Consider the following 20509-nt stretch of genomic DNA (forward strand, 5'->3'; position numbering starts at 1 on the left):
ATGAAGAAATTGGTATGTATGGTATTGGTTTTTTTGTTGCTTTCGTGCGATTCCGAAAACGGGTGGGATTGTGTGCAAGCGGCAGGAGATTCAATTTCCAAAGAATATGTTGTTTCAGATTTTTCAAAAATCAGGATTGAGGACGATGTGACATTATATTTGAAACAGGGCGATTCTACAAAAATAATTCTTGAAACCGGCGAAAACCTCTTGAGCGATATTTTCGTAAGGGTTGAAGGAAATACTTTGGTGGTGAAAGATAGAAATGCTTGCAATCTGGTTCGCGATTACGGAATTACAAAAGTTTTTGTAACAGCGTCGAACATCACAGAAATCAGGAATAGTTCAGCTTACGATGTAATTGGTGAAGGCATTTTACATTTTCCAAAGCTTACTTTAGTCAGCAATAGCAGTGCCGGGCCAGAAAACATACGTAAAAGTGGCGATTTTTATTTGAATTTGAACGTTGAGGAATTTCAGGTAGCAGCCAATGGGCAGAGCGTTTTTTATATTTCGGGAAAGGCTGGCAAGGCCAATATAAATTTTGCGGACGAATTTCCACGTTTTGAAGGCAAAGATTTTCTAATTGATGAACTTAATGTTTTCCAAAGAAGTGCTAACAAAATGATTGTAAATCCACAACAAAGTATCGTCGGAAAAATCGTGGCAACGGGCGACATTATTAGCCACAATCGCCCGCAGTTGGTAGATGTAAAAGAATTATTCACGGGCAGGCTATTATTTAAAGATTAGTTTATCTTTACTGGCGTTGAAAAAAATATGAAGCACCTTCTTTCCGTAATTTCAGTCCTATTTATAAGTCTTTCGCTTTTTTCACAAGAAGAAGAATTGAAACCAATTTCACTGGAGGCAGATTTTTTCTACGGAAGTATTCTGGAGCACAATCCGGATATTGAGCACTTAATTACCGGACATCCCACAGGGTTTATTCTTTCCTTTAATCGAAAAACCTATGGGTTTAATGAATGGGAACGTCGCTATAATTATCCAGATTGGGGTTTTACGGTTGCTTACCAAAGCATGCACAACAAATATTTGGGAGATGTTGTGGGAGCATATGGACATATTAACTGGTATTTTTTAAACAGACATTTTATGCTTCGCGTGGGCCAGGGAATTGCCTGTGCTGCCACTCCGTATGATGCTGTAAACAATTTTGATAACAATGCCTACGGGACATATTTATTGAGTACCACATTGTTAAAAGGGAATTTTGTACGCGAAAATATTTGGAAAGGTCTTGGTTTTCACGCTGGTTTCACTGTTATCCATTATAGTAACGCAAATTTTAAGGCGCCAAACAACAGTACAAATACTTTTGCGCTGAACGCTGGGGTAAGTTATCAGTTGGGTTATAAAGAATTTCCAGAATATATAAAAAAAGAAGATTCGCTTAGCAGAACACACGCTGAGCGTGTAAAGTTCAATTTTGCCTTTCGGACTGGCGTTAATGAAAGTGATGTGGTTGGGCTCGGGCAGGAACCCTTTTATGTAGCTTCATTTTTTGCCGATAAACGCATAAACTATAAAAGCACATTTACCGCTGGGGTAGATGTTTTCTTTTCTACTTTTTTAAAGGAATTGATCAATTATCGCTCTATCGCTTACCCTGAAGACGGTCTTTCTGGTGATGAAGATTACAAGCGGGTTGGGGTTTTTGTGGGTCACGAATGGCGTTTCAATAAAGTGGCCTTTGTTTCGCAGTTAGGGTATTATGTATATTGGCCCTATGAATTTGAAAACCGAGTTTATAACCGTTTGGGGTTGAAAAGATATTTTTTCAGTGATAAGGTATTTGCCGCGGTAACCGTTCATGCGCATTGGGCGAAGGCCGAAGCTGTGGAATTTGGCGTTGGTTACCGATTGTAAAATTCTGAAATTTTCAGAAATAATAAATATGAAGAATTTAGTTTACGCTTTATTGATTTTGTTTTTTGCTGGATGTAGTTCAGATTCGGGCTGGAACTGTATCCAGACATCCGGAGATATTGTACAGAAAGAAGTTATGGTACCTTCATTTACCAAAATATTGGTATGGGAACGTACCAAAGTATTCATCCAGCAGGGTGACGTTCAAAAAGTAATTATTGAAACTGGCGAAAATTTAATGAACGATGTGGAGGTTTCGGTAACCGACGGGATGCTTGAAATTCACAACAATAATAGTTGCAATTTGGTTCGCGATTATGAGCTTACAAAAGTTTATATAACATCCCCTAATATTTCTGAAATTAGAAGCAGCACCGGTTATGCTATTGAAAGCATCGGGGTACTTAATTACCCTTCATTGACACTTTTATCCGAAGACCAACAGAACGAAGATCAGTATCACATTGACGGTGATTTTAAATTGAATTTGAATGTACAAAGTTTGAGTGTTGTGGCAAACGGACTCTCCAAATTTTATTTAAAGGGAAGTGCAACAAACACCAATTTTGGTCTGTACGCGGGCGATTGCCGAATTTTTGCTGAAAATTTAACTGTACAAAATCTATATGTTTATCATCGAAGTACAGGTGAAATGGTAGTAAATCCACAACTGGCCATTCGCGGCAAGATTGTGAGTTTGGGTAACGTTATTTCCAAAAACAGACCTTCAATCGTTGAGGTTGAAGAGCTCTATCGCGGCAAGCTTATTTTTGAATAGTCAATTCAGAAAACAATTTTTCTAGCGTAGTGTTTTTTTGGTGTAGCTGAAGAATCTTTAAGCCATTATCGTGCGCAAAATCAAACACTTTTCCGCGCATATCCTGCTCGGTTTCAAAGTAAAGCTGATACACAAAACCGATGGAGTTTTCAACTTTTTGAATCTTCGGAAGCTGTTGCAGTGCCACTTCTTCCACACGATAATCAAATTCCACTTCAATAATCTGTTGCTGATTATTTTTTAAATCTGAAAGTTTTTTATCGAGCACTATTTCGCCTTTGTTTATAATTATTACGCGATCGCAAATGGCTTCCACTTCCTGCATGATGTGGGTGGATAGCAAAACCGTTTTTTCCTTCCCCACGTTTTTTATAAGCTGACGGATTTCAATCAATTGATTTGGGTCCAAACCGGTTGTTGGTTCATCTAAAATCAAGACTTCGGGGTCGTGCAACAGTGCATTTGCAAGCCCAACCCGTTGGCGATACCCTTTTGAAAGTTGTCCGATTTTTTTGTTCGCTTCGGGCGTTAAACCGGTTTTTTCAATAACGCTTTCAACTTCCTTTTTGGGAATATTGTAGATTCCCGCATTAAAAAGAAGGTATTCGCGAACGTACATATCCAAATAAAGTGGGTTGTGTTCCGGCAGATAGCCAACGCTTTTTTTTACGGAAATATCATCCTTCGTTACTTCAAAACCATTCACGATCGCCACACCTTCCGAAGCGGGAAGAAAGGTGGTCAAAATTTTCATCATTGTGGATTTTCCAGCGCCGTTAGGACCCAGAAATCCTACAATTTCCCCTTTTTCAATGGTGAAGGAAACCTTGTTAAGCGCTTTTTGTTCGCCGTAGGTTTTGGTTATATTTTCTACTTGTATCGACATATTTTCAGAATAGCAAAACTACATAAATTTTCTTCTGAAGTGTTTATGCTTCGCGATTTAAAATTTTTCCTAAAACGTTTTCCGGCTCACAATTATTGGCTACTTTAGCGGCTATGATTATGAAACCTATTTACAATTTTTCCAAAGCGTGGTGGCATATGTTCCAAAACATTCGCTAATTGGGATTATTGTATTTTAAAATATACTTTTGAAAAGTCCCATTTTGGGGCTTTTTTTATGAAATTGACTTTATGGAAAACAAAAAAGAACTGCGCAATTGGTTAGATGCCTTTGGGTTAAACCATCCACTTGTAATTGCGGGGCCTTGCAGTGCCGAAACTGAGGAGCAACTGCTGAAAATAGCGCATCAATTGAAGGATACAGACACTTCTGTATTGCGCGCTGGCATTTGGAAACCAAGAACTCGCCCGGGTAACTTTGAGGGCGTTGGCGCTTTGGGCCTAAAATGGCTTCAAAAGGCAAAGCAAGAAACCGGATTGCTCACAACCACTGAAGTTGCAAACGCAAACCACGTAGATTTGGCACTACAGCACGATGTAGATATTTTGTGGATTGGCGCGCGCACTACGGTTTCGCCTTTTATTGTACAGGAAATTGCAGATGCGGTAAAGGGAACTGATAAAATAGTGTTGGTGAAGAACCCGGTGAACCCAGATTTGGCGTTGTGGTTGGGTGCTGTGGAACGATTTTATACCGCCGGAATTACCAAGCTTGGGGTAATCCACCGTGGTTTTTCTACTTATGAAAAAACGCGTTATCGCAACAATCCCGAATGGCAGATTCCTATTGACCTTCAAAACACATTTCCAGATTTACCACTTATTTTGGATCCCTCGCACATTGCGGGCAGACGCGATATTATTTTTGACCTTTGCCAAACTGCGCTCGATCTAAACTATGATGGGTTGATGATTGAAACACACTTTGACCCGGACAACGCGTGGAGCGACGCGAAACAGCAAATCACGCCCCAGGCTTTGGAAAAAATGACGGTGGATCTAAAAATCCGAAAAGTAGAGGGGGACGAGGCAGAGTTCAACAATCAATTAAATACATTGCGGACTCAGATTGATTTAATAGACGATCAAATCATGGACATGTTGGGCAAGCGGATGAAGATAGTTGACGGAATTGGCGCTTTGAAAAAGAAAAACAATGTTGCCATTTTACAGGTGAAACGATGGAATGAGGTGCTCGGCAGGATGATTTTGGAAGGCGAACAAAACAAGCTCAGCGAAGAATTTGTTCTAAAAATATACAAAGCCATTCACCAAGAGTCCATAAATCACCAAAAAAAGATAATAAACGGATAACAACTTATTGTTTAGGTCGCTTAAAGATTAGCCGTGTTATGAATATGCCTTGGCCGTCCTTTTCGCCTGCATCGCTTTCCACGGCACTGGTTACAAAGGCTAGGTCCCAACCTTCAGCAAGCATCGTATTTATTTTAGAGGTTATAAGGGCATCGTTAGCTGCAATGTTTTGGAATCGTATTCCGCCGAGATTATAGAAATTAAGAAGTTTGGTTTCGTCGTAATCCTTTACGCGAATTTCTGAGCGGTCCGCTTTGTTGCGTGAGTTGTCGTCTTCGCTTTGGGTGGTAGTAAATTCTTTATAGTCGCGTTCGCTATTTGTGGAAATCATTCGGGAACGTCCCAAACCATTTGGAACAATGGATTCCACAACGGTTACAACGTTCACTTCATATTGCTGCGCTAAAATTTCAGAAGAAATTAGCAACATAAAAACTAAAGGAAGGATTATTTTTTTCATAACAGTATGAATTTGATATTTACCTAAGTAAAAATAATTAATTATGGCAATGTTTGTTTTAATTTTCAGATTTTTGTTACAATGAAAGGCATCGTCTATAAATCTACTGGCAGTTGGTATTCCGTGAAAGCGGAAAACGGCACATTTTACGATTGCCGTATAAAAGGGAAATTCCGCATTGGCGGTATTAAAAGCACAAACCCCGTTGCCGTGGGCGACCACGTAGATTTTGATATTGAAAAAAAAGGCGATGAAACCGTTGGGGTGATAAAACATATTGACGAACGTGAAAATTACATTATCCGCAAATCTGTAAACCTTTCCAAACAAACCCACATCATTGCTGCGAATATTGACGTCGCTTTTCTTTTGATAACGCTGAACAACCCGCCAACATTTACCACTTTTATAGATCGTTTTTTGGTAACTGCGGAGGCCTATCACATTAAAGCTGTGCTCCTTTTCAACAAAATTGACACATACAACGAAGACGAATTGTTAGAGATTAAATTCCTCGCTGCACTATACCGAAAAATAGGGTATGAGTGTATTGGGATTTCAGCAATAACAGGAAAAAATATTGACAAGGTAAAAGCGCAAATGCAAGATAAAGTAACGATGTTTTCGGGCCATAGTGGTGTAGGGAAATCTACTTTAATCAACGCAATTGAACCCGACCTGGATTTAAAAACCTCAAAAATCTCCGAACAACATCTGCAGGGGCAGCACACAACCACTTTTGCAGAAATGTTTGACCTTTCCTTTGGCGGACAAATTATTGATACGCCCGGAATTAAAGGTTTTGGCGTGGTGGAAATGGACAAGGAAGAGTTGGGGGATTATTTTCCTGAATTTTTTGAACTGAAGGAAAATTGCAAATTCAATAACTGCCTTCATTTGGAAGAACCCCATTGCGCGGTAAAGGAAGCTTTGGAAAACGAGGAAATAGCGTGGTCGCGCTATAAAAGTTACCTGCAGATATTGGAAGGCGAGGAGGATCACTTCAGAAAAGATATTTATGAAAAGTAAAATTCCAAACCACAAGCACCAAATACCAAAATTCCACTAATCTAACTATCCAACAATCTAAAAATCCAACGATACAAAATGCGCGTTTTAATCCAAAGAGTAAAAAAAGCATCTGTTACCATTGAGGGAGAAATATTTTCGGAAATAAATCAGGGCTTACTTATTTTGTTGGGAATTGAAACGGAGGACTCCCAAGAAGACATTGACTGGTTAGCAGGTAAAATTGCCCGTTTGCGGATTTTTTCGGATGAAAACGATGCGATGAATCTTTCGGTACAAGATGTAGGAGGGGATTGCTTGGTCGTTAGTCAATTTACGCTTCACGCCAGCACCAAAAAAGGAAACCGTCCCTCATTCATAAATGCCGCAAAACCCGAAACTGCTATTCCACTCTATGAAAAGTTTGTGCTTCAGCTTGAAAATGAGACAAATAGAAATATAAAAACTGGGAACTTCGGAGCTATGATGGATGTTGCTTTAATAAACGACGGCCCGGTGACAATTTGGATGGATTCAAAAAAAAGAGAATAACTCTTTAACTTTTTTTTAACCTTTCGGAATTTTTATATATTGCCAAGCAATAAATAAACTTTATGAAAAAGATTTTTTGCTTGGCAATTCTATTTTGCTCAGCTCATATATTTTCCCAAACCAATTATTCTATAGCATCTATTTCCAAGGAACTTACTGAATATTCCAACAGTGTACTTATTGATGAATTGGTTGAGATTGATGTTACCAATTACAATAAATTAGAGCAGAAAAATCACCGCGTGGTAGCTGTGCTTAATAAATTGGGCGATGGCGATACGCGGCTCTATGAATTTTACGATGAAAATTCACGCGTAAAAGATATTGAGGTAAGAATATACAATGCTTCGGGTAAGCAAATAGAGCATTTTAAAAAAAAGGATTTTATGGATGTGAGCCGTACGGGCATCAGTATTTATAGTGATGACCGTATGTTGGGCGTAAATTACACCCCCACTACATACCCATATATTGTGGTTTTTGACAGTGAAACAGAAACGGGTGATACCGCTTTTTTAAGCTCTTGGGTTCCGTTAAATGGGTATGCGGAAAGTACCCAAAAGAGTGTAATGAAAATAAAATATGATCCAGCGAACAAGCCAAAATACAAACCACAAAATTTGGAAGGTTTTGATATCTCAATTTCTGAAACACCTGAAGAATTAATCTTTTCAGCTACAAATCTTGCGGCAATTCGCTATGAGGAGCACAGCGTATCGATGAGTAAAATATTCCCTGTAGTTTATGTATCGCTAAACAACTTTAAATTAAAAGGAACTGCCGGCTCGGGTAAGGATTGGCAGCAATTTGGAAGTTGGATGAATAAAAGTTTACTTTCTGATGTTAGCGATCTTCCCGAAGGTACTGTGGCACGCGTTAAAAGTCTTGTGGCAAATGAAACAACCAACGAAGGTAAAGCGCGAAAGATATATCAATTTGTACAAGATAAGGTTCGCTATGTAAGCATTAATATAGGCATTGGTGGGTGGAAACCGATGCTTGCCTCTGAAGTAGATAAGTTGAGCTATGGCGATTGCAAAGCATTAACAAACTACACCAAAGTACTACTTGATGCCGTGGGCGTTCCATCGTACTATACAATTGTATACGGCGATGAAACAGAGTGGGATATTATGGAAGATTTTTCTTCCATTCAAGGAAATCATATCATTTTAGGAATACCTAATAATGATGAAATAACATGGTTGGAATGTACCAGCCAAGATACGCCCTATGGCTATATTGGTAATTTTACTGACGATAGGGATGTGCTAATATTAACACCAGAAGGCGGTAAAATAGCCCATACCAAAATTTATGAAACTGAAGAAAACACAAGAGAGAATATTTCAAAAGTAAAAGTAGATGCAGCTGGCAACGTAGTGGCAAATTTTAAAAGTGTATCAAAAGGGCTGCAGTATGATGGAAAATATTTACTTCCCAAACAAAAACAGGAGGATATAGACCAGTACTACAAAAAGAAATGGAGCTACATCAATGGTTTCTCGATTGCGGATGTACAATTCAATAACGATAGGGAAACTGTGGTTTTTGAAGAAGAATTGGCGCTCAATATTCCAAATTATGCAAATCCGGTAGGCAATGATTATCTTTTTTGTGCTAATATTTTCAACCAAAACCAGCACATTCCACCGCGAATTGAAAACCGCAAACAAAACCTATACATTGATAACGGATACATCCATACTGATTCCGTTGAAATTGAAATACCTGAAAACTTTGAAGTAGATGGCCTTCCGGAAGAAACTATACTGGAAACCAAGTTTGGAACCTATCAAATGGGTTTCAGCAATGCTGATGATAAATTGATATATACTCGCAGAATACTTATAAAAAAAGGGGAATATCCTCCTTCAGAATATGAAAATTACCGTGATTTTCTTAGGAATATCGCCCGTTTGGACAAAACAAAAATACTTTTAAAACAAAATGTACAATAAACATCTCTACCCAATGAAACCAAGTTTACTTACCCTGATTGCAATTTTGTGCTTTTTTGGCACATCGGTAGCCCAAAACTATAAATTTGGAAAAGTCTCCAAGGAAGAACTGCTCCAAAAAGAACATCCCTCAGAACCATCGGCAGAAGCTGCAATTTTATATAGGGAAACGCATTCAAATTTTGAGTATTCAAGTGACTCTGGATTTTATATGGTTACAGATGTTTTTGAACGTATTAAAATCTACAATAAAGAAGGCTTTGATTGGGCTACAAAAGAAGTTGATCTGTACCAAGGTAGCTCAGGCAAGGACGAAATTTCAGGATTAAAAGCTTATACCTATCATTTGGGAGCCAATGAAAAAATTGAAGAAATAAAACTTAAAAGTGAAGGGATTTTTGAAGAGAAAACTAACAAATATATCCATAAGGTAAGATTCACTATGCCAGATGTAAAAGAAGGGTGTATCATAGAATATAAATACACCATCAAATCACCTTTTATAAGCAATATTGATGAGTTCCGTTTTCAGGAAACCATTCCTGTTGAGAATGTGGAGGTACGTTTTGCTTCTCCAGAATATTTCGTTTTTAAAACACACCAAAAAGGGTGGGTTCCCTATAAAGTGGATAAGGATAGAAGAGACCGTACAATTTCATTATCAAACGCACGCTCCGAGTTTGATAAATACGGAAACATGGTAAACAAAGGAGGCGCAAGAGAAGTAAAGTTAAAAGAGGATATATATTTAATAAAACTGAGCAATGTTCCCGCAATGAAGGAAGAAGCATATGTAGGTAATATTGATAATTACTCCACCAGCCTTAAGTTTGAGTTGAGCTATGTTGATTTTCCGGGGAGTCCGTTGGACACCTACTCCACTACATGGGAAGATGTTTCAAAAGGCATCTATCAAGTAGACTCTTTTGGAGACGAACTGGCCCGAGACAATTATTTTGAGGACGATTTAAATAATCTATTAAAGGGCGTCAGCAATCCCGAAGAAAAAGTGAGCCGTATATTTTCATATGTGTTAAATAAAATGACTTGGAATAATAATACAAGTTATTACACAAATGAAGGCGTTAAGGAAGCTTATAAAAAAGGGTCCGGAAATGTAGCCGATATTAATCTGATGCTTGTGGCTATGTTGCGCAAAGCAAATTTGAATGCCGATCCTGTTCTAGTAAGCACCAAGAATCACGGAATGCCTTTGTTCCCAACACGCAATGGTTTTAACTATGTAATTGCAGGGGTAGAACTTCCGCAAGGGGTTTTACTGCTCGACGCAACCAATAAAAATGCAGAAATAGGTGTTTTAAGACCCAGCATAATGAACTGGCAAGGAAGAATTATAAAGAAAGACGGCTCTTCGGGCTGGGTTTCCTTGACGCCCCAAACCCCCGCAGTAAAGAGCGCAATGGTAAATGCTGAAATTAAATCAAATATGTCCGTTACTGGAAAGGCGCAAACCAGGTTCACGGGCAATTACGCTTTATATTACAGAACAGAATATAAAAGCTTAAATGAAGATGCTCAGCGCAAAGCGATAGAAAAAAACAGTAATCAAGCAGAACTTTCTGCACTGCATTTTGAAAATCTAGAAACTGTGGGAAAACCCGTTTCACTGAATTATGATTTCGAATCTATTGATGCAGTAGAAGATGTGGCGGGCAAGCTATATTTTTCGCCCATGGTTTTTATGGCAACCAAAGAGAGTCCATTTAAGCCCGAAACTCGCGACTATCCTATTGATTTTGGTTATCCTATGAAAGATCGTTACATTATAAACATTACAGTACCCGAAGGATACAAAGTGGAATCTATGCCGGAAAATGCAGTATTCAACTTAGGTGAAAATACTGGGAGCTATCGTTATTTAATATCCCAAATGGGCAACAAGCTACAGTTATCTGTAGAGTTTTCCATAAACAAATCTTTCATCGCCGCTGATGAATATGGTAATTTGAAAAAATTCTTTGAACTTTTAATAGCTAAGGAAAACGAAAAAGTTGTACTTTCAAAGGCATAATGGATATTAAAAACGCACAACAGGTAGTAGATAATTGGATAAAACAGCATGGAGTTCGCTATTTTAACGAACTTACCAATATGGCGCAGCTCACTGAAGAAGTTGGTGAAGTAGCACGTATCATAGCACGCCGCTATGGCGAACAAAGTGAAAAGGAAACCGACAAAACCAAAGATCTGGGAGAAGAGCTTGCCGATGTTATTTTTGTGGTACTCTGCCTTGCAAACCAAACTGGGGTTGATCTTGAAAAAGCCTTTCAGGAAAAACTGGACCTAAAGGCCAAACGCGACCACGATCGGCACCATAATAACGATAAACTGAAATAAATGTTCAAAAAAGTTATAAATACAAAGGGCTTTTGGAAATCGGTGTTTGCGCTTGCCATTGCTTTCGTGGTGCTTTTTTCACTTATTAAATGGGCCATAGAAGGTTTTGAAATAGCTTATTTCACCGAACAAAACCCGGTACTATTTTTCCTCACCCTTTTTGTAGCGGGGTTTGTTTATGGTTTTTTTGTCACTTTCGGAAAATTTAGAGCAAAGCTTAAGGAAAAGGATTCTGGGCAATGAAAGCCATTCTAAAACGTGGAGAGCTTCCTTCGGAAAATATAAAAATCAATATCGGCGGTTCAAAAAGCGAATCGAACCGCCTATTGATCCTTCAGGCACAATTTCCAAATATTTCTATTGAAAATCTATCGGAAAGTGACGATTCTACAGTACTCAAAAAGGCATTGAACGTCATAAACGGAACGGTGGATGTGCACCATGCCGGCACCGCCATGCGTTTCTTGACGGCTTACTTTGCTGCAAAGGAGGGCGCGGCTATATTGCTCACCGGTAGCCAGCGTATGCAGCAACGCCCCATAGGTATTTTGGTGGAAGCACTCAGAAATTTGGGCGCTGATATTGCATTTGTTAAAAATGAAGGTTTCCCGCCTCTAAAAATAAAGGGAAAAAAACTTTTGAAAACTGAGGTAACCATCAAAGCAAACGTGAGCAGTCAGTATATTTCTGCATTGATGCTCATGGCGCCCATGTTGCCCCATGGGTTGAAAATTGTTTTAGACGGTAATACCACTTCCGTACCTTATATTGAAATGACCCTTTCACTGTTGAAAAAAATTGGAATTGAAAGCAGTTTTGCCAATAATGAAATCGTGGTTTCCGCTGCAAAAAATGTTGAAAAACAGTCTTTAATTGTGGAATCTGATTGGAGCTCAGCCTCTTATTTTTATAGTTTGGTTGCGCTTTCCGAAAGTCTTCAAGTCACATTAGGCAGCTTTTCAAGAGAAAGTTTACAGGGAGATGCCGCTTTGGCGCAACTCTATAATTCATTGGGCGTAGAAACGGTTTTTAATGCTTCTGAAAAAACCATATCACTTGTAAAAAAAGACATTCCCCTGCCAGATTCCTTGTTGCTCGATCTTTCTAATACACCAGATTTGGCGCAAACTATTGCCGTAAGTTGTTTTGGTTTGGGAATAAGTTGTAGGCTGACGGGACTCCACACCTTAAAAATTAAGGAAACTGACAGACTCTTGGCATTGAAAACTGAACTGGAAAAATTGGGCGCTACGGTTCAGATTGATGAAAATTCACTAAGTCTCGAAAAAACATCGCAGATTTATTTAAATAAAACTATTGAAACGTATCAAGACCACCGAATGGCGATGGCTTTTGCACCCCTGGCTTTAAGAACGGAGCTTACCATTCAAAACGCTGAAGTAGTTTCAAAATCGTACCCAAATTTCTGGAAAGACCTTCAAAAAATTGGGGTGGTATGTGAGTTGGGCAGTTCCGCAAAATAGAATTTTTGCTTTCCAAACATCTTCCATATCCCGCATCCTGTACTCATCGCAAAACATTTCCAAATAATAAACCTTCATTTACTTGACAACGCCTGTTTTGAGGTTGTATATTTGCAGCCTTTTAAAATCTAAAGACACAACGCATTATGGGAATGAAACTTTCAAACTTCAACTTCAACCTTCCAGAGGAATTATTAGCTGAATATCCAGCTCCGAACCGTGACGAGTCACGATTGATGGTTCTGGACAGGAAAACCAAAACCATTGAACATAAAATGTTCAAGGATCTAATTGATTATTTTGAGGAAGATGATGTATTGGTAACTAACAATACAAAGGTTTTTCCGGCGCGTTTGTTCGGGAACAAAGAAAAGACCGGGGCCCGCATTGAAGTTTTTCTTTTAAGGGAATTGAATCCAGAAACGCGTCTTTGGGATGTTTTGGTAGATCCTGCCAGAAAAATAAGAATAGGGAATAAGCTGTATTTTGGAGATGATGAAACCCTGGTGGCAGAAGTGATCGATAACACTACTTCGCGTGGAAGAACACTCCGTTTTCTTTTTGATGGCTCTTATGAGGAATTCCGCAATAAGTTGACGGAATTAGGTGAAACACCCCTTCCGAAATATATAAAAAGAGAGGTAGAGCCAGAAGATGCAGAGCGGTATCAAACTATCTTTGCTAAAAACGAAGGAGCTGTTGCAGCACCTACGGCTGGCCTGCACTTTTCAAAACATTTGTTGAAACGCCTTGAAATTAAAGGTGTAAACGTGGCTGAAGTTACCCTTCATGTAGGTCTGGGCACTTTCAGCTCTGTTGAGGTAGAGGATCTTTCAAAACACAAGATGGATTCTGAGGAAATGGAAATTGACCAAAAAGCCGTAAATATTATTAATACAGGCATACAAAAGAAAAGACGCGTTTGCGCTGTTGGGACAACAGCAATGCGTGCTCTGGAAAGTTCCGTTTCATCAAATCATACCCTTAACTCTTACAAAGGATGGACCAATAAGTTTATTTTTCCTCCGTATGATTTCAGTATAGCTAATGCGATGGTAACAAACTTTCACACCCCAAAATCTACCCTATTGATGATGGTTTCTGCTTTTGCGGGTCACGATTTCATTAAACAGGCTTATGCCGAAGCCGTAAAGGAAAAATACAGGTTCTACACTTATGGTGATGCCATGTTGATTATTTAACGCTTACATCTACGTATATTAAAATCCCGACATTTTCGGGATTTTTTAATTTATAAGTGTTTGGTTTTCTTATCTCAAAGAAAAAATATACCTTAGTGTTCCTTTAATATAATATTATCCAGCTTTTTGAATGAAAAAAACAATACTTTTCTTCATCTTAAGTTTTGCAATTTTTACTGCCTTTTCACAAGGTGGAGGGCAAGATTTGCCTAAAAGCTGGGATTTTAATTTTGCCGAATACCCACCTATCGTTAATCTTCCTATATTGGATTTTGAATTAATAATGCAACAGGACAGCATAAATGATTTGGACAAAAGTTTGCCATGGCGTTATGGAATTGAAAGACCCATAGTTCTAAATATGGAAAGGAATGGGCTTTGGACCGTATTGCCAAACGGTGGAAAAATTTGGCAAGCTACTATAAAATCACCTGGGGCGCTTAACCTAAGTGTTAATTTTGATGATTTCTTTTTACCACTTGGATCCCGACTTCAGCTTTTTAATCAGGACCGTACAGATGTTACCAGGACCTATACAAATTCACAAAACAGAATAGGTGGGCAAATAGGAACTTGGTTTGTAGAAGGAGACGTAATCTGGATAGAATATTACCAGCCTCCAGGAATTCAAGGTACGCCAAGACTTCAAATAAATAGTGTCATTCACGGCTATAGGATGGGAAGGGTCAGTGCCCTTTTGGAGGGAAACCGTGGTATGAATGATTCAGGAGCTTGTAACTATGATGTGAACTGTCCTATTGGAAGCGATTTTGACCCAAATAAGGATATCGTCAAAAAAGCTGTTGCTTTATTGAATTTAGGTAATGGCTACTTATGCTCGGCAGCACTGTTGAATAATGCCCAAAACGATAAAACACCATATTTGCTAACAGCCAACCATTGTCTTGAAAATAGCAATCCAGCGCTTTGGACAGTCCGGTTTAATTGGGTAAGCCCCTCTCCGGTCTGTGCAACAGGCGAAGAAAGTGGAGATATTCAAACAAATTTTACAATAAGCGGTGCTGAGCTTAAGGCTAAAAATAGCTTTAGTGATTTTGCACTTGTAGAATTATTTGATGCCATTCCCGAATCCTGGGATGTGGTCTTTGCAGGATGGGACAATACCGATAACAACCCTGAGTTTGAAGTGGGAATACACCATCCCAATGGAGATATTATGAAAGTATGCAGGGATGACTCTGGCGCTACAAAAGTAGATGCCAACGGAACACAAGTTTGGTTAATAGGTGGCGGAGCGCACGGTAGCGGCGATGGTTGGGAAATAGGAACTACAGAAAGCGGTTCCTCTGGCTCGCCCCTATTTAATGAAAACGGTAAAATAATTGGACAGCTATATGCAGGCCAATCTGCCTGTAATGGCCAAGAAAACAATAAGGATTATGATGTTTACGGTAGGTTTGGGGTTTCTTGGAGTTCTGGGAACACTCCAGAAACACGTCTGCAAGATTGGTTAGACCCCAATAATACGGGCTTAACCTCTATTGAAACACTTCAAAATATTTTGAACGTACCAGAATTTCAGCTTATAGGCGATCTTAAAATCTATCCAAATCCGGCAAGCACATCGTTAACAGTAATGAATAATAGATATCCACATTTGTCCTTTCAGTTTTTAAATGTTATGGGACAACGTATACATTCAGGGTCATTGTCAAATACTATGAACACCATAGCAGTGGATAATCTTACAGAAGGAGTGTATTTTTTATATTTAACTGACGAGGATAGCAAGGACTCCATCACTAAAAAAATTATAATAAAAAAGTAAGCCTTAATTCTATTTATCCAAAGAGCCTCTATTCTGCCAAGGAAAGAGGCTTTTTTCTTTAAAATACAGTAATTTTGCACGATGGTTTCAGAAAAAAAGGACATAAGGGCACTTTCAAAAGAAGAACTTCGAAGTTTTTTTGAAAGTATTGGCGACAAAGCTTTTCGGGGTACACAAGTTTACGATTGGCTATGGAATAAGGGCATTCACAATTTTGATGATATGACCAACCTTTCCAAGGAAACCCGTGCCCACCTCAATGAAAATTTTGTAATTAACCATATTAAGGTTGACCAAATTCAAAAGAGTAGCGATGGGACGATAAAAAATGCTGTAAAATTGCATGATGATTTTGTGGTGGAATCCGTTTTAATTCCTACCAAAAAAAGGACTACCGCCTGTGTATCCTCGCAAGTGGGTTGCAGTTTGGATTGTACATTTTGTGCCACCGCTCGGTTGAAAAGAATGCGGAACTTGAACCCCGATGAAATTTACGATCAAGTAGTAGCAATAGATAAGGAAAGCCGTCTGTACCACGACAAACCGCTTTCAAATATTGTATTTATGGGTATGGGCGAACCGCTTATGAATTATAAAAACGTTCTTGAATCCATAGCGAAAATTACTTCGGAAGAAGGTTTGGGAATGTCGCCAAAAAGAATTGTCGTGTCAACTTCCGGCGTGCCGAAAATGATAAAAAAGTTGGCAGATGATGAAGTGAAATTCAACCTTGCCGTTTCCCTGCATTCCGCAATTCAAGGAACACGGGAGCAGATTATGCCTTTTGCAAAGAATTTTACATTACCCGATTTAAGAGAATCCTTGGAATATTGGTACAGCAAAACCAAAAGAAAAATCACATACGAATACATTGTTTGGAAAGGTATAAACGATAAATGGGCCGATATTGAAGCCTTAGTCACTTTTTGCAAGTACGTACCCTGCAAGGTAAATATAATAGAATACAACCCAATTGATGACGGCCGTTTTCAGCAAGCTTCACCTACTGTTATAGAAGATTACCTTCAAGCTTTGGAACACGAACGAATTCCGGTAACAGTTAGAAGAAGCAGAGGTAAGGATATTGACGCTGCCTGTGGGCAGTTGGCAAATAAACAATAAAAAAGAGCGGCAATTGCCGCTCTTTTTGAATTCAGTATAAAACTTAAATTATTTTTTTACAATTCTGAAAGTTTTGGTTGCACCGTCGATAGTAACAGAAGCAATGTAAACACCAGACTGAAGTCCAGAAATATTCACAGTTTCGTTGTTGCTGGCAAGTTTTTGAGCAACTACTTCTTGGCCTAACATATTGTAAAGAGCAACACGCTCCATAGCAGTGTTAGCAGAAAGGTTTAATTGACCGTTAGCAACGAAGTGTTTGAAACCTTGGAACTCGTTTGTTCCCACTGCTAAAACACCAGTAATCATTACATCGTCAATTGAAAGAAAATCTTGATCGGTAACATCATGGTGTCTGAAAGCAACATAAACCATCTCACCGGCTAAGCTAGAAAGGTCTAGGGAACGATCATATTGAGTTCCTAAGTTATCAGGGTCATCGTAAACTTCTGTAAAAGTAACAGTTGCATTTTCTAAATCTGCAATATCGCTACTTGTACCAACATATACACTGTACTTCTCTAAATCCCAAGTTGCAGCTGCAGCTTGAACTTTCCATGATAATTCAACCAAGCCATTTGCAGTTGTTAAATCAATTGCAGGAGACACAATCCAGTTATCTGGAGTTAATGGAACACCTTGCCAAGATCTTGAAATAATTGAAACTGGAGTTACAGGGTTTCCGTTTCCGTCTTCAACAACAAATAGATCAGCCCAAAAATTTCCATCTCCATCTTCGTCATATCGAGTCCAATCTGAAACGTCTTCATCATTGAAATCGTCTGTAAAGAAAACAGTCTGTGCATTCATAGCAAAGCCAGCAAATAATGCGGCCAATAATGTAATTTTTTTCATTTTAAATATTAATTAGGGTTAAAAATTTTATTGTTCCAAAGTTAACCTTTGAGCCCTTGTTTTACGACACTTCCCAAGAGTTTAACGCATTTTTGAATATTCTGAAAAGTTCATTGTGTTGCTTTGTGTTATGCTCAATTATTAACACGTTTTTTATTAATTTCTTCTTAAAGGCCGTCTTTGGTTGCTTTATTTGTTTTTGGGAGATTATGGGGGGCTACTAAAATTTTGTTAATAGAAGTATTGCGCAACCATTTTTGAAGGATTTTATAAAATATCGTAACAAAATCCATCGCTCATTTTTAACTATCTTTGAACCTTTATGAAGATAGTTTCGCGCATTAAACTTCCTATTGAAACCGAGATGGAGCTTTTTGAGAAAAAGTTCTCCGCTTCCATGTCTTCCAAAGTCTCCCTATTAAATAGAATCACCCATTACGTTGTAAACCGAAAGGGAAAACAGATGCGCCCCATGTTTGTTTTTTTGATTGCAAAAATGACCGGCAACGGCCAAGTAAACGAACGTACCTATCGCGGTGCGTCTGTTATCGAGCTTATTCATACCGCAACTTTGGTGCACGATGATGTGGTGGATGACAGCGACCGCCGCCGGGGTTTCTTCTCCATAAACGCACTTTGGAAAAATAAAATAGCTGTTTTGGTTGGCGATTATCTTCTTTCAAAAGGATTGCTTCTTTCAATAGATAATGACGATTTTGATCTTTTGAAAATTATTTCGGTAGCCGTGCGCGAAATGAGCGAGGGCGAATTGCTACAGATTGAGAAAGCCCGTAGGCTCGACATTACCGAAGAAATCTATTTTGAAATAATTCGCCAAAAAACCGCCACATTAATAGCAGCTTGTTGTGCCATGGGCGCACGTTCCGTGATGGCACCTGATGAGGAAGTTGAAAAAATGCGCAAGTTTGGCGAGCTTATTGGCACCGCCTTTCAAATAAAGGATGATCTTTTCGATTATGGCAACGAGCGCATTGGCAAGCCTACGGGCATCGATATTAAGGAGCAGAAAATGACGTTACCTTTAATATATGCGTTAAATAACTCTTCTTCCCAAGAAAAAAAATGGCTTATCAATTCGGTTAAAAACCATAACAAAGACAAGCAGCGCGTTAAGGAGGTTATCGCCTTTGTAAAAGATAACGGCGGTCTTGATTATGCGGTTGCAAAAATGAAGGAGTATCAAAAACATGCGCTGCAACTTCTTGAAACTTATCCCCCCTCACCTTATAAGGAATCATTGGAGTTAATGGTGAATTACGTAATTGACAGGAAAAAGTAGCAGTAAGCAGTGCCCGTATGCAGTGGTTTAACTGCAAACTGCGAATAAAAACTGAAAACTTTTTTAACTTCAGACAACCATTATTCAAACATCTGCGTCTATTAAAATAGAAGCCTTAAACAGCAAAGCGTATTTTGAAAATTATACCCTTACATAAAAACTATTCAAAGTTGATTGCCAAAGCGTCCAAAGGCGACCGCCGTGCGCAGCATCAATTATTTGAAATGTTTTCGCCAAAAATGTTGGGCGTGTGCAGACAGTATTTAAAAAATAATGATTTGGCTGAGGAGGTTATGCTTTCGGGATTTTTCAAAATGCTTACACATTTAAATGATTTTAAGAACGAAGGCAGTTTTGAGGGTTGGATACGAAGAATTATGGTGAACGAGAGTATTTCGCAACTTCGGAAGGACAAAAAGCTGCATTTCGTTTCCGAAGCGGAAATAGATAACACAACAGAGCATTCCACTTTTATTGAAACCGAACTTGAGGAAGCCGATATCCAAAAAATGATAGATAGTCTGCCGGAGGGTTACAAAACAGTGTTTGTGCTCTATGCGGTGGAAGGTTATAAACACAGTGAGATAGGAGAGTTGTTACAGATTAGTGAAAACACTTCAAAAACGCAACTTTTCAAAGCACGCAAGATGCTTAAAAATATGGTAAAACAACAAAATAATTTAAGCTATGGCACCCTATAAATTGGAAGACAACATTCGCGAAAAGCTGGAGGCAAGAGAACTTAAGCCATCAGCCGACGCATGGAGAAAACTGGAAGCAAAACTGGATGCCGAACAGCCCAAAAGGAAAAACTTTTTTTGGTATTACGCAGCCGCAAGTTTTGCGGGGTTGCTAATAGTAGCATCAATTTTCTTTAGTAGAAATGCTCCAGAGATAAACAATCAAGTAGTTGATGAAAGTATAGACCAGCCCAAAATTGAAGAGAATTCTGAAACTGTTCCACAAAGTATCAATAAGGAAGAAATTGCTTCGGAAGAAAAAAAGAATGATAAAAATACTTCTGAAAAGCAACAGGAAAATAAACAAACGCCCCGTTCAAATAAATCGCAACTGCTTCCACAACCCAATGTAAGAAAAAAATCTGCCGTTGAAGAAAAGATTGAAAAGACCGAAGCCATTGCCGAACACATGGAAGTGAAACAACCCATGAATGTTGAGAAGCCCGTTCCTTCTGAAGAAAACAGGATTTTTAATACCAAGGTAGATGAAGTGGTTGCATCGGTTAAAAAATTGCAGGAAAACAACACTAAAGTTACCGCCACCGAAGTGGAAGCATTGCTAAACAGCGCCCGTCGCGATATTCAAACCCAACGAATTCTTAGCAGTCCTAAGGTAGATGCCACCGCTCTGTTGCAGGACGTAGAATGGGAGCTTGAAAAAAGTTTCCGCGACAAGGTTTTTGACGCCCTAGGCGAAGGTTTCAATAAGATTAGAACCGCGGTTTCGGAACGTAACGATTAAACAATTGTACAATAAATCATTCATCAATAAATCATTCATCAATAAATC

Annotated in this window: 20 protein-coding genes; 17 read left to right on the plus strand and 3 right to left on the minus strand. The window is 38.8% G+C overall.

Going from position 1 to position 20509, the window contains the following annotated elements; translation table 11 throughout:
* The 3 genes from JK629_RS08310 to JK629_RS08320 are packed head-to-tail and all read left to right on the plus strand — an operon-like array spanning position 1 to position 2668.
* Positions 1-753, plus strand: coding sequence for a head GIN domain-containing protein (locus JK629_RS08310; protein ID WP_202335197.1), 753 nt, complete (start codon positions 1-3; stop codon positions 751-753).
* Positions 754-780: 27 nt separating this feature from the next.
* Complete coding sequence (locus tag JK629_RS08315) at positions 781-1890, plus strand: acyloxyacyl hydrolase (RefSeq protein WP_202335198.1); 1110 nt, start codon at positions 781-783, stop codon at positions 1888-1890.
* A 28-nt stretch (positions 1891-1918) separates the two neighbouring features.
* The gene (locus JK629_RS08320) at positions 1919-2668 is read left to right on the plus strand and encodes a head GIN domain-containing protein (RefSeq protein WP_202335199.1); all 750 of its coding nucleotides are present in this window, start codon (positions 1919-1921) and stop codon (positions 2666-2668) included.
* Here the strand turns inward: JK629_RS08320 and gldA are convergent.
* Positions 2655-3554, minus strand: coding sequence for a gliding motility-associated ABC transporter ATP-binding subunit GldA (gldA, locus tag JK629_RS08325; protein WP_202335200.1), 900 nt, complete (start codon positions 3552-3554; stop codon positions 2655-2657). The genes JK629_RS08320 and gldA overlap by 14 nt on opposite strands.
* 251 nt (positions 3555-3805) lie before the next feature.
* On the opposite strand from gldA, the gene JK629_RS08330 reads away from it, so the two are divergent.
* Positions 3806-4888 (plus strand): bifunctional 3-deoxy-7-phosphoheptulonate synthase/chorismate mutase type II, encoded by a 1083-nt coding sequence (locus JK629_RS08330; protein WP_202335201.1) that lies wholly within the window; start codon positions 3806-3808, stop codon positions 4886-4888.
* A 4-nt stretch (positions 4889-4892) separates the two neighbouring features.
* Here JK629_RS08330 and JK629_RS08335 read toward each other — a convergent pair whose 3' ends face one another.
* Positions 4893-5348, minus strand: a complete 456-nt coding sequence (locus JK629_RS08335; protein ID WP_202335202.1) for a hypothetical protein — start codon at positions 5346-5348, stop codon at positions 4893-4895.
* 81 nt (positions 5349-5429) lie between these two features.
* Between JK629_RS08335 and rsgA the strand changes: the two genes are divergently transcribed.
* The 10 genes from rsgA (at position 5430) to rlmN (ending at position 16824) form a co-directional block, all read left to right on the plus strand.
* Positions 5430-6377 carry a ribosome small subunit-dependent GTPase A gene (gene rsgA, locus JK629_RS08340; RefSeq protein WP_202335203.1) on the plus strand — a complete coding sequence of 316 codons (948 nt, stop codon included), beginning with the start codon at positions 5430-5432 and terminating at the stop codon, positions 6375-6377.
* 78 nt (positions 6378-6455) lie between these two features.
* On the plus strand, positions 6456-6908 hold the full coding sequence (gene dtd, locus JK629_RS08345; protein ID WP_202335204.1) for a D-aminoacyl-tRNA deacylase: 453 nt from the start codon (positions 6456-6458) through the stop codon (positions 6906-6908).
* A gap of 62 nt (positions 6909-6970) precedes the next feature.
* Positions 6971-8869 carry a DUF3857 domain-containing protein gene (locus JK629_RS08350; protein ID WP_202335205.1) on the plus strand — a complete coding sequence of 633 codons (1899 nt, stop codon included), beginning with the start codon at positions 6971-6973 and terminating at the stop codon, positions 8867-8869.
* A gap of 13 nt (positions 8870-8882) precedes the next feature.
* Positions 8883-10901 carry a transglutaminase domain-containing protein gene (locus tag JK629_RS08355; RefSeq protein WP_202335206.1) on the plus strand — a complete coding sequence of 673 codons (2019 nt, stop codon included), beginning with the start codon at positions 8883-8885 and terminating at the stop codon, positions 10899-10901.
* Positions 10901-11227 carry a nucleotide pyrophosphohydrolase gene (locus tag JK629_RS08360; protein ID WP_202335207.1) on the plus strand — a complete coding sequence of 109 codons (327 nt, stop codon included), beginning with the start codon at positions 10901-10903 and terminating at the stop codon, positions 11225-11227. Before JK629_RS08355 ends, JK629_RS08360 begins: the two co-directional genes overlap by 1 nt.
* A complete protein-coding gene (locus tag JK629_RS08365; RefSeq protein WP_202335208.1) occupies positions 11228-11470 on the plus strand; it encodes a hypothetical protein in 243 nt (80 codons plus the stop codon).
* Positions 11467-12711 (plus strand): 3-phosphoshikimate 1-carboxyvinyltransferase, encoded by a 1245-nt coding sequence (locus JK629_RS08370; protein ID WP_202335209.1) that lies wholly within the window; start codon positions 11467-11469, stop codon positions 12709-12711. Before JK629_RS08365 ends, JK629_RS08370 begins: the two co-directional genes overlap by 4 nt.
* Before the next feature lie 152 nt (positions 12712-12863).
* Positions 12864-13913: a tRNA preQ1(34) S-adenosylmethionine ribosyltransferase-isomerase QueA gene (gene queA / locus JK629_RS08375; protein WP_202335210.1), complete on the plus strand. Its 1050-nt coding sequence runs from the start codon at positions 12864-12866 to the stop codon at positions 13911-13913.
* Positions 13914-14043: 130 nt separating this feature from the next.
* Entirely contained in the window at positions 14044-15702 is a 1659-nt protein-coding gene (locus JK629_RS08380) for a T9SS type A sorting domain-containing protein (protein ID WP_202335211.1), read from the plus strand.
* Positions 15703-15783: 81 nt separating this feature from the next.
* Complete coding sequence (rlmN, locus tag JK629_RS08385; protein WP_202335212.1) at positions 15784-16824, plus strand: 23S rRNA (adenine(2503)-C(2))-methyltransferase RlmN; 1041 nt, start codon at positions 15784-15786, stop codon at positions 16822-16824.
* Positions 16825-16872: 48 nt separating this feature from the next.
* Here rlmN and JK629_RS08390 read toward each other — a convergent pair whose 3' ends face one another.
* A complete protein-coding gene (locus JK629_RS08390) occupies positions 16873-17679 on the minus strand; it encodes a T9SS-dependent choice-of-anchor J family protein (protein ID WP_202335213.1) in 807 nt (268 codons plus the stop codon).
* Between the two features lie 322 nt (positions 17680-18001).
* On the opposite strand from JK629_RS08390, the gene JK629_RS08395 reads away from it, so the two are divergent.
* From JK629_RS08395 to JK629_RS08405, 3 genes are all read left to right on the plus strand, one after another.
* A complete protein-coding gene (locus JK629_RS08395) occupies positions 18002-18979 on the plus strand; it encodes a polyprenyl synthetase family protein (protein ID WP_202335214.1) in 978 nt (325 codons plus the stop codon).
* Positions 18980-19113: 134 nt separating this feature from the next.
* Entirely contained in the window at positions 19114-19680 is a 567-nt protein-coding gene (locus JK629_RS08400; protein WP_202335215.1) for an RNA polymerase sigma factor, read from the plus strand.
* Positions 19667-20461 (plus strand): hypothetical protein, encoded by a 795-nt coding sequence (locus tag JK629_RS08405; protein WP_202335216.1) that lies wholly within the window; start codon positions 19667-19669, stop codon positions 20459-20461. The genes JK629_RS08400 and JK629_RS08405 overlap by 14 nt, the downstream gene beginning before the upstream one ends.
* Positions 20462-20509 lie beyond the last annotated feature (48 nt).

It is taken from the genome of Aequorivita iocasae, from assembly GCF_016757735.1.
Lineage (GTDB): Bacteria > Bacteroidota > Bacteroidia > Flavobacteriales > Flavobacteriaceae > Aequorivita > Aequorivita iocasae.

Bases quoted from the DNA above. Each gene is read 5' to 3' on its own strand.
- JK629_RS08320 (WP_202335199.1), top strand. From the start codon at position 1,919: ATGAAGAATTTAGTTTACGCTTTATTGATTTTGTTTTTTGCTGGATGT.
- rlmN (WP_202335212.1), top strand. From the start codon at position 15,784: ATGGTTTCAGAAAAAAAGGACATAAGGGCACTTTCAAAAGAAGAACTT.
- JK629_RS08365 (WP_202335208.1), top strand. From the start codon at position 11,228: ATGTTCAAAAAAGTTATAAATACAAAGGGCTTTTGGAAATCGGTGTTT.
- JK629_RS08315 (WP_202335198.1), top strand. From the start codon at position 781: ATGAAGCACCTTCTTTCCGTAATTTCAGTCCTATTTATAAGTCTTTCG.
- queA (WP_202335210.1), top strand. From the start codon at position 12,864: ATGAAACTTTCAAACTTCAACTTCAACCTTCCAGAGGAATTATTAGCT.
- gldA (WP_202335200.1), bottom strand. From the start codon at position 3,554: ATGTCGATACAAGTAGAAAATATAACCAAAACCTACGGCGAACAAAAA.
- JK629_RS08380 (WP_202335211.1), top strand. From the start codon at position 14,044: ATGAAAAAAACAATACTTTTCTTCATCTTAAGTTTTGCAATTTTTACT.
- JK629_RS08330 (WP_202335201.1), top strand. From the start codon at position 3,806: ATGGAAAACAAAAAAGAACTGCGCAATTGGTTAGATGCCTTTGGGTTA.
- dtd (WP_202335204.1), top strand. From the start codon at position 6,456: ATGCGCGTTTTAATCCAAAGAGTAAAAAAAGCATCTGTTACCATTGAG.
- JK629_RS08355 (WP_202335206.1), top strand. From the start codon at position 8,883: ATGAAACCAAGTTTACTTACCCTGATTGCAATTTTGTGCTTTTTTGGC.
- JK629_RS08395 (WP_202335214.1), top strand. From the start codon at position 18,002: ATGAAGATAGTTTCGCGCATTAAACTTCCTATTGAAACCGAGATGGAG.
- JK629_RS08310 (WP_202335197.1), top strand. From the start codon at position 1: ATGAAGAAATTGGTATGTATGGTATTGGTTTTTTTGTTGCTTTCGTGC.
- JK629_RS08405 (WP_202335216.1), top strand. From the start codon at position 19,667: ATGGCACCCTATAAATTGGAAGACAACATTCGCGAAAAGCTGGAGGCA.
- JK629_RS08350 (WP_202335205.1), top strand. From the start codon at position 6,971: ATGAAAAAGATTTTTTGCTTGGCAATTCTATTTTGCTCAGCTCATATA.
- JK629_RS08335 (WP_202335202.1), bottom strand. From the start codon at position 5,348: ATGAAAAAAATAATCCTTCCTTTAGTTTTTATGTTGCTAATTTCTTCT.
- JK629_RS08390 (WP_202335213.1), bottom strand. From the start codon at position 17,679: ATGAAAAAAATTACATTATTGGCCGCATTATTTGCTGGCTTTGCTATG.
- JK629_RS08360 (WP_202335207.1), top strand. From the start codon at position 10,901: ATGGATATTAAAAACGCACAACAGGTAGTAGATAATTGGATAAAACAG.
- rsgA (WP_202335203.1), top strand. From the start codon at position 5,430: ATGAAAGGCATCGTCTATAAATCTACTGGCAGTTGGTATTCCGTGAAA.
- JK629_RS08370 (WP_202335209.1), top strand. From the start codon at position 11,467: ATGAAAGCCATTCTAAAACGTGGAGAGCTTCCTTCGGAAAATATAAAA.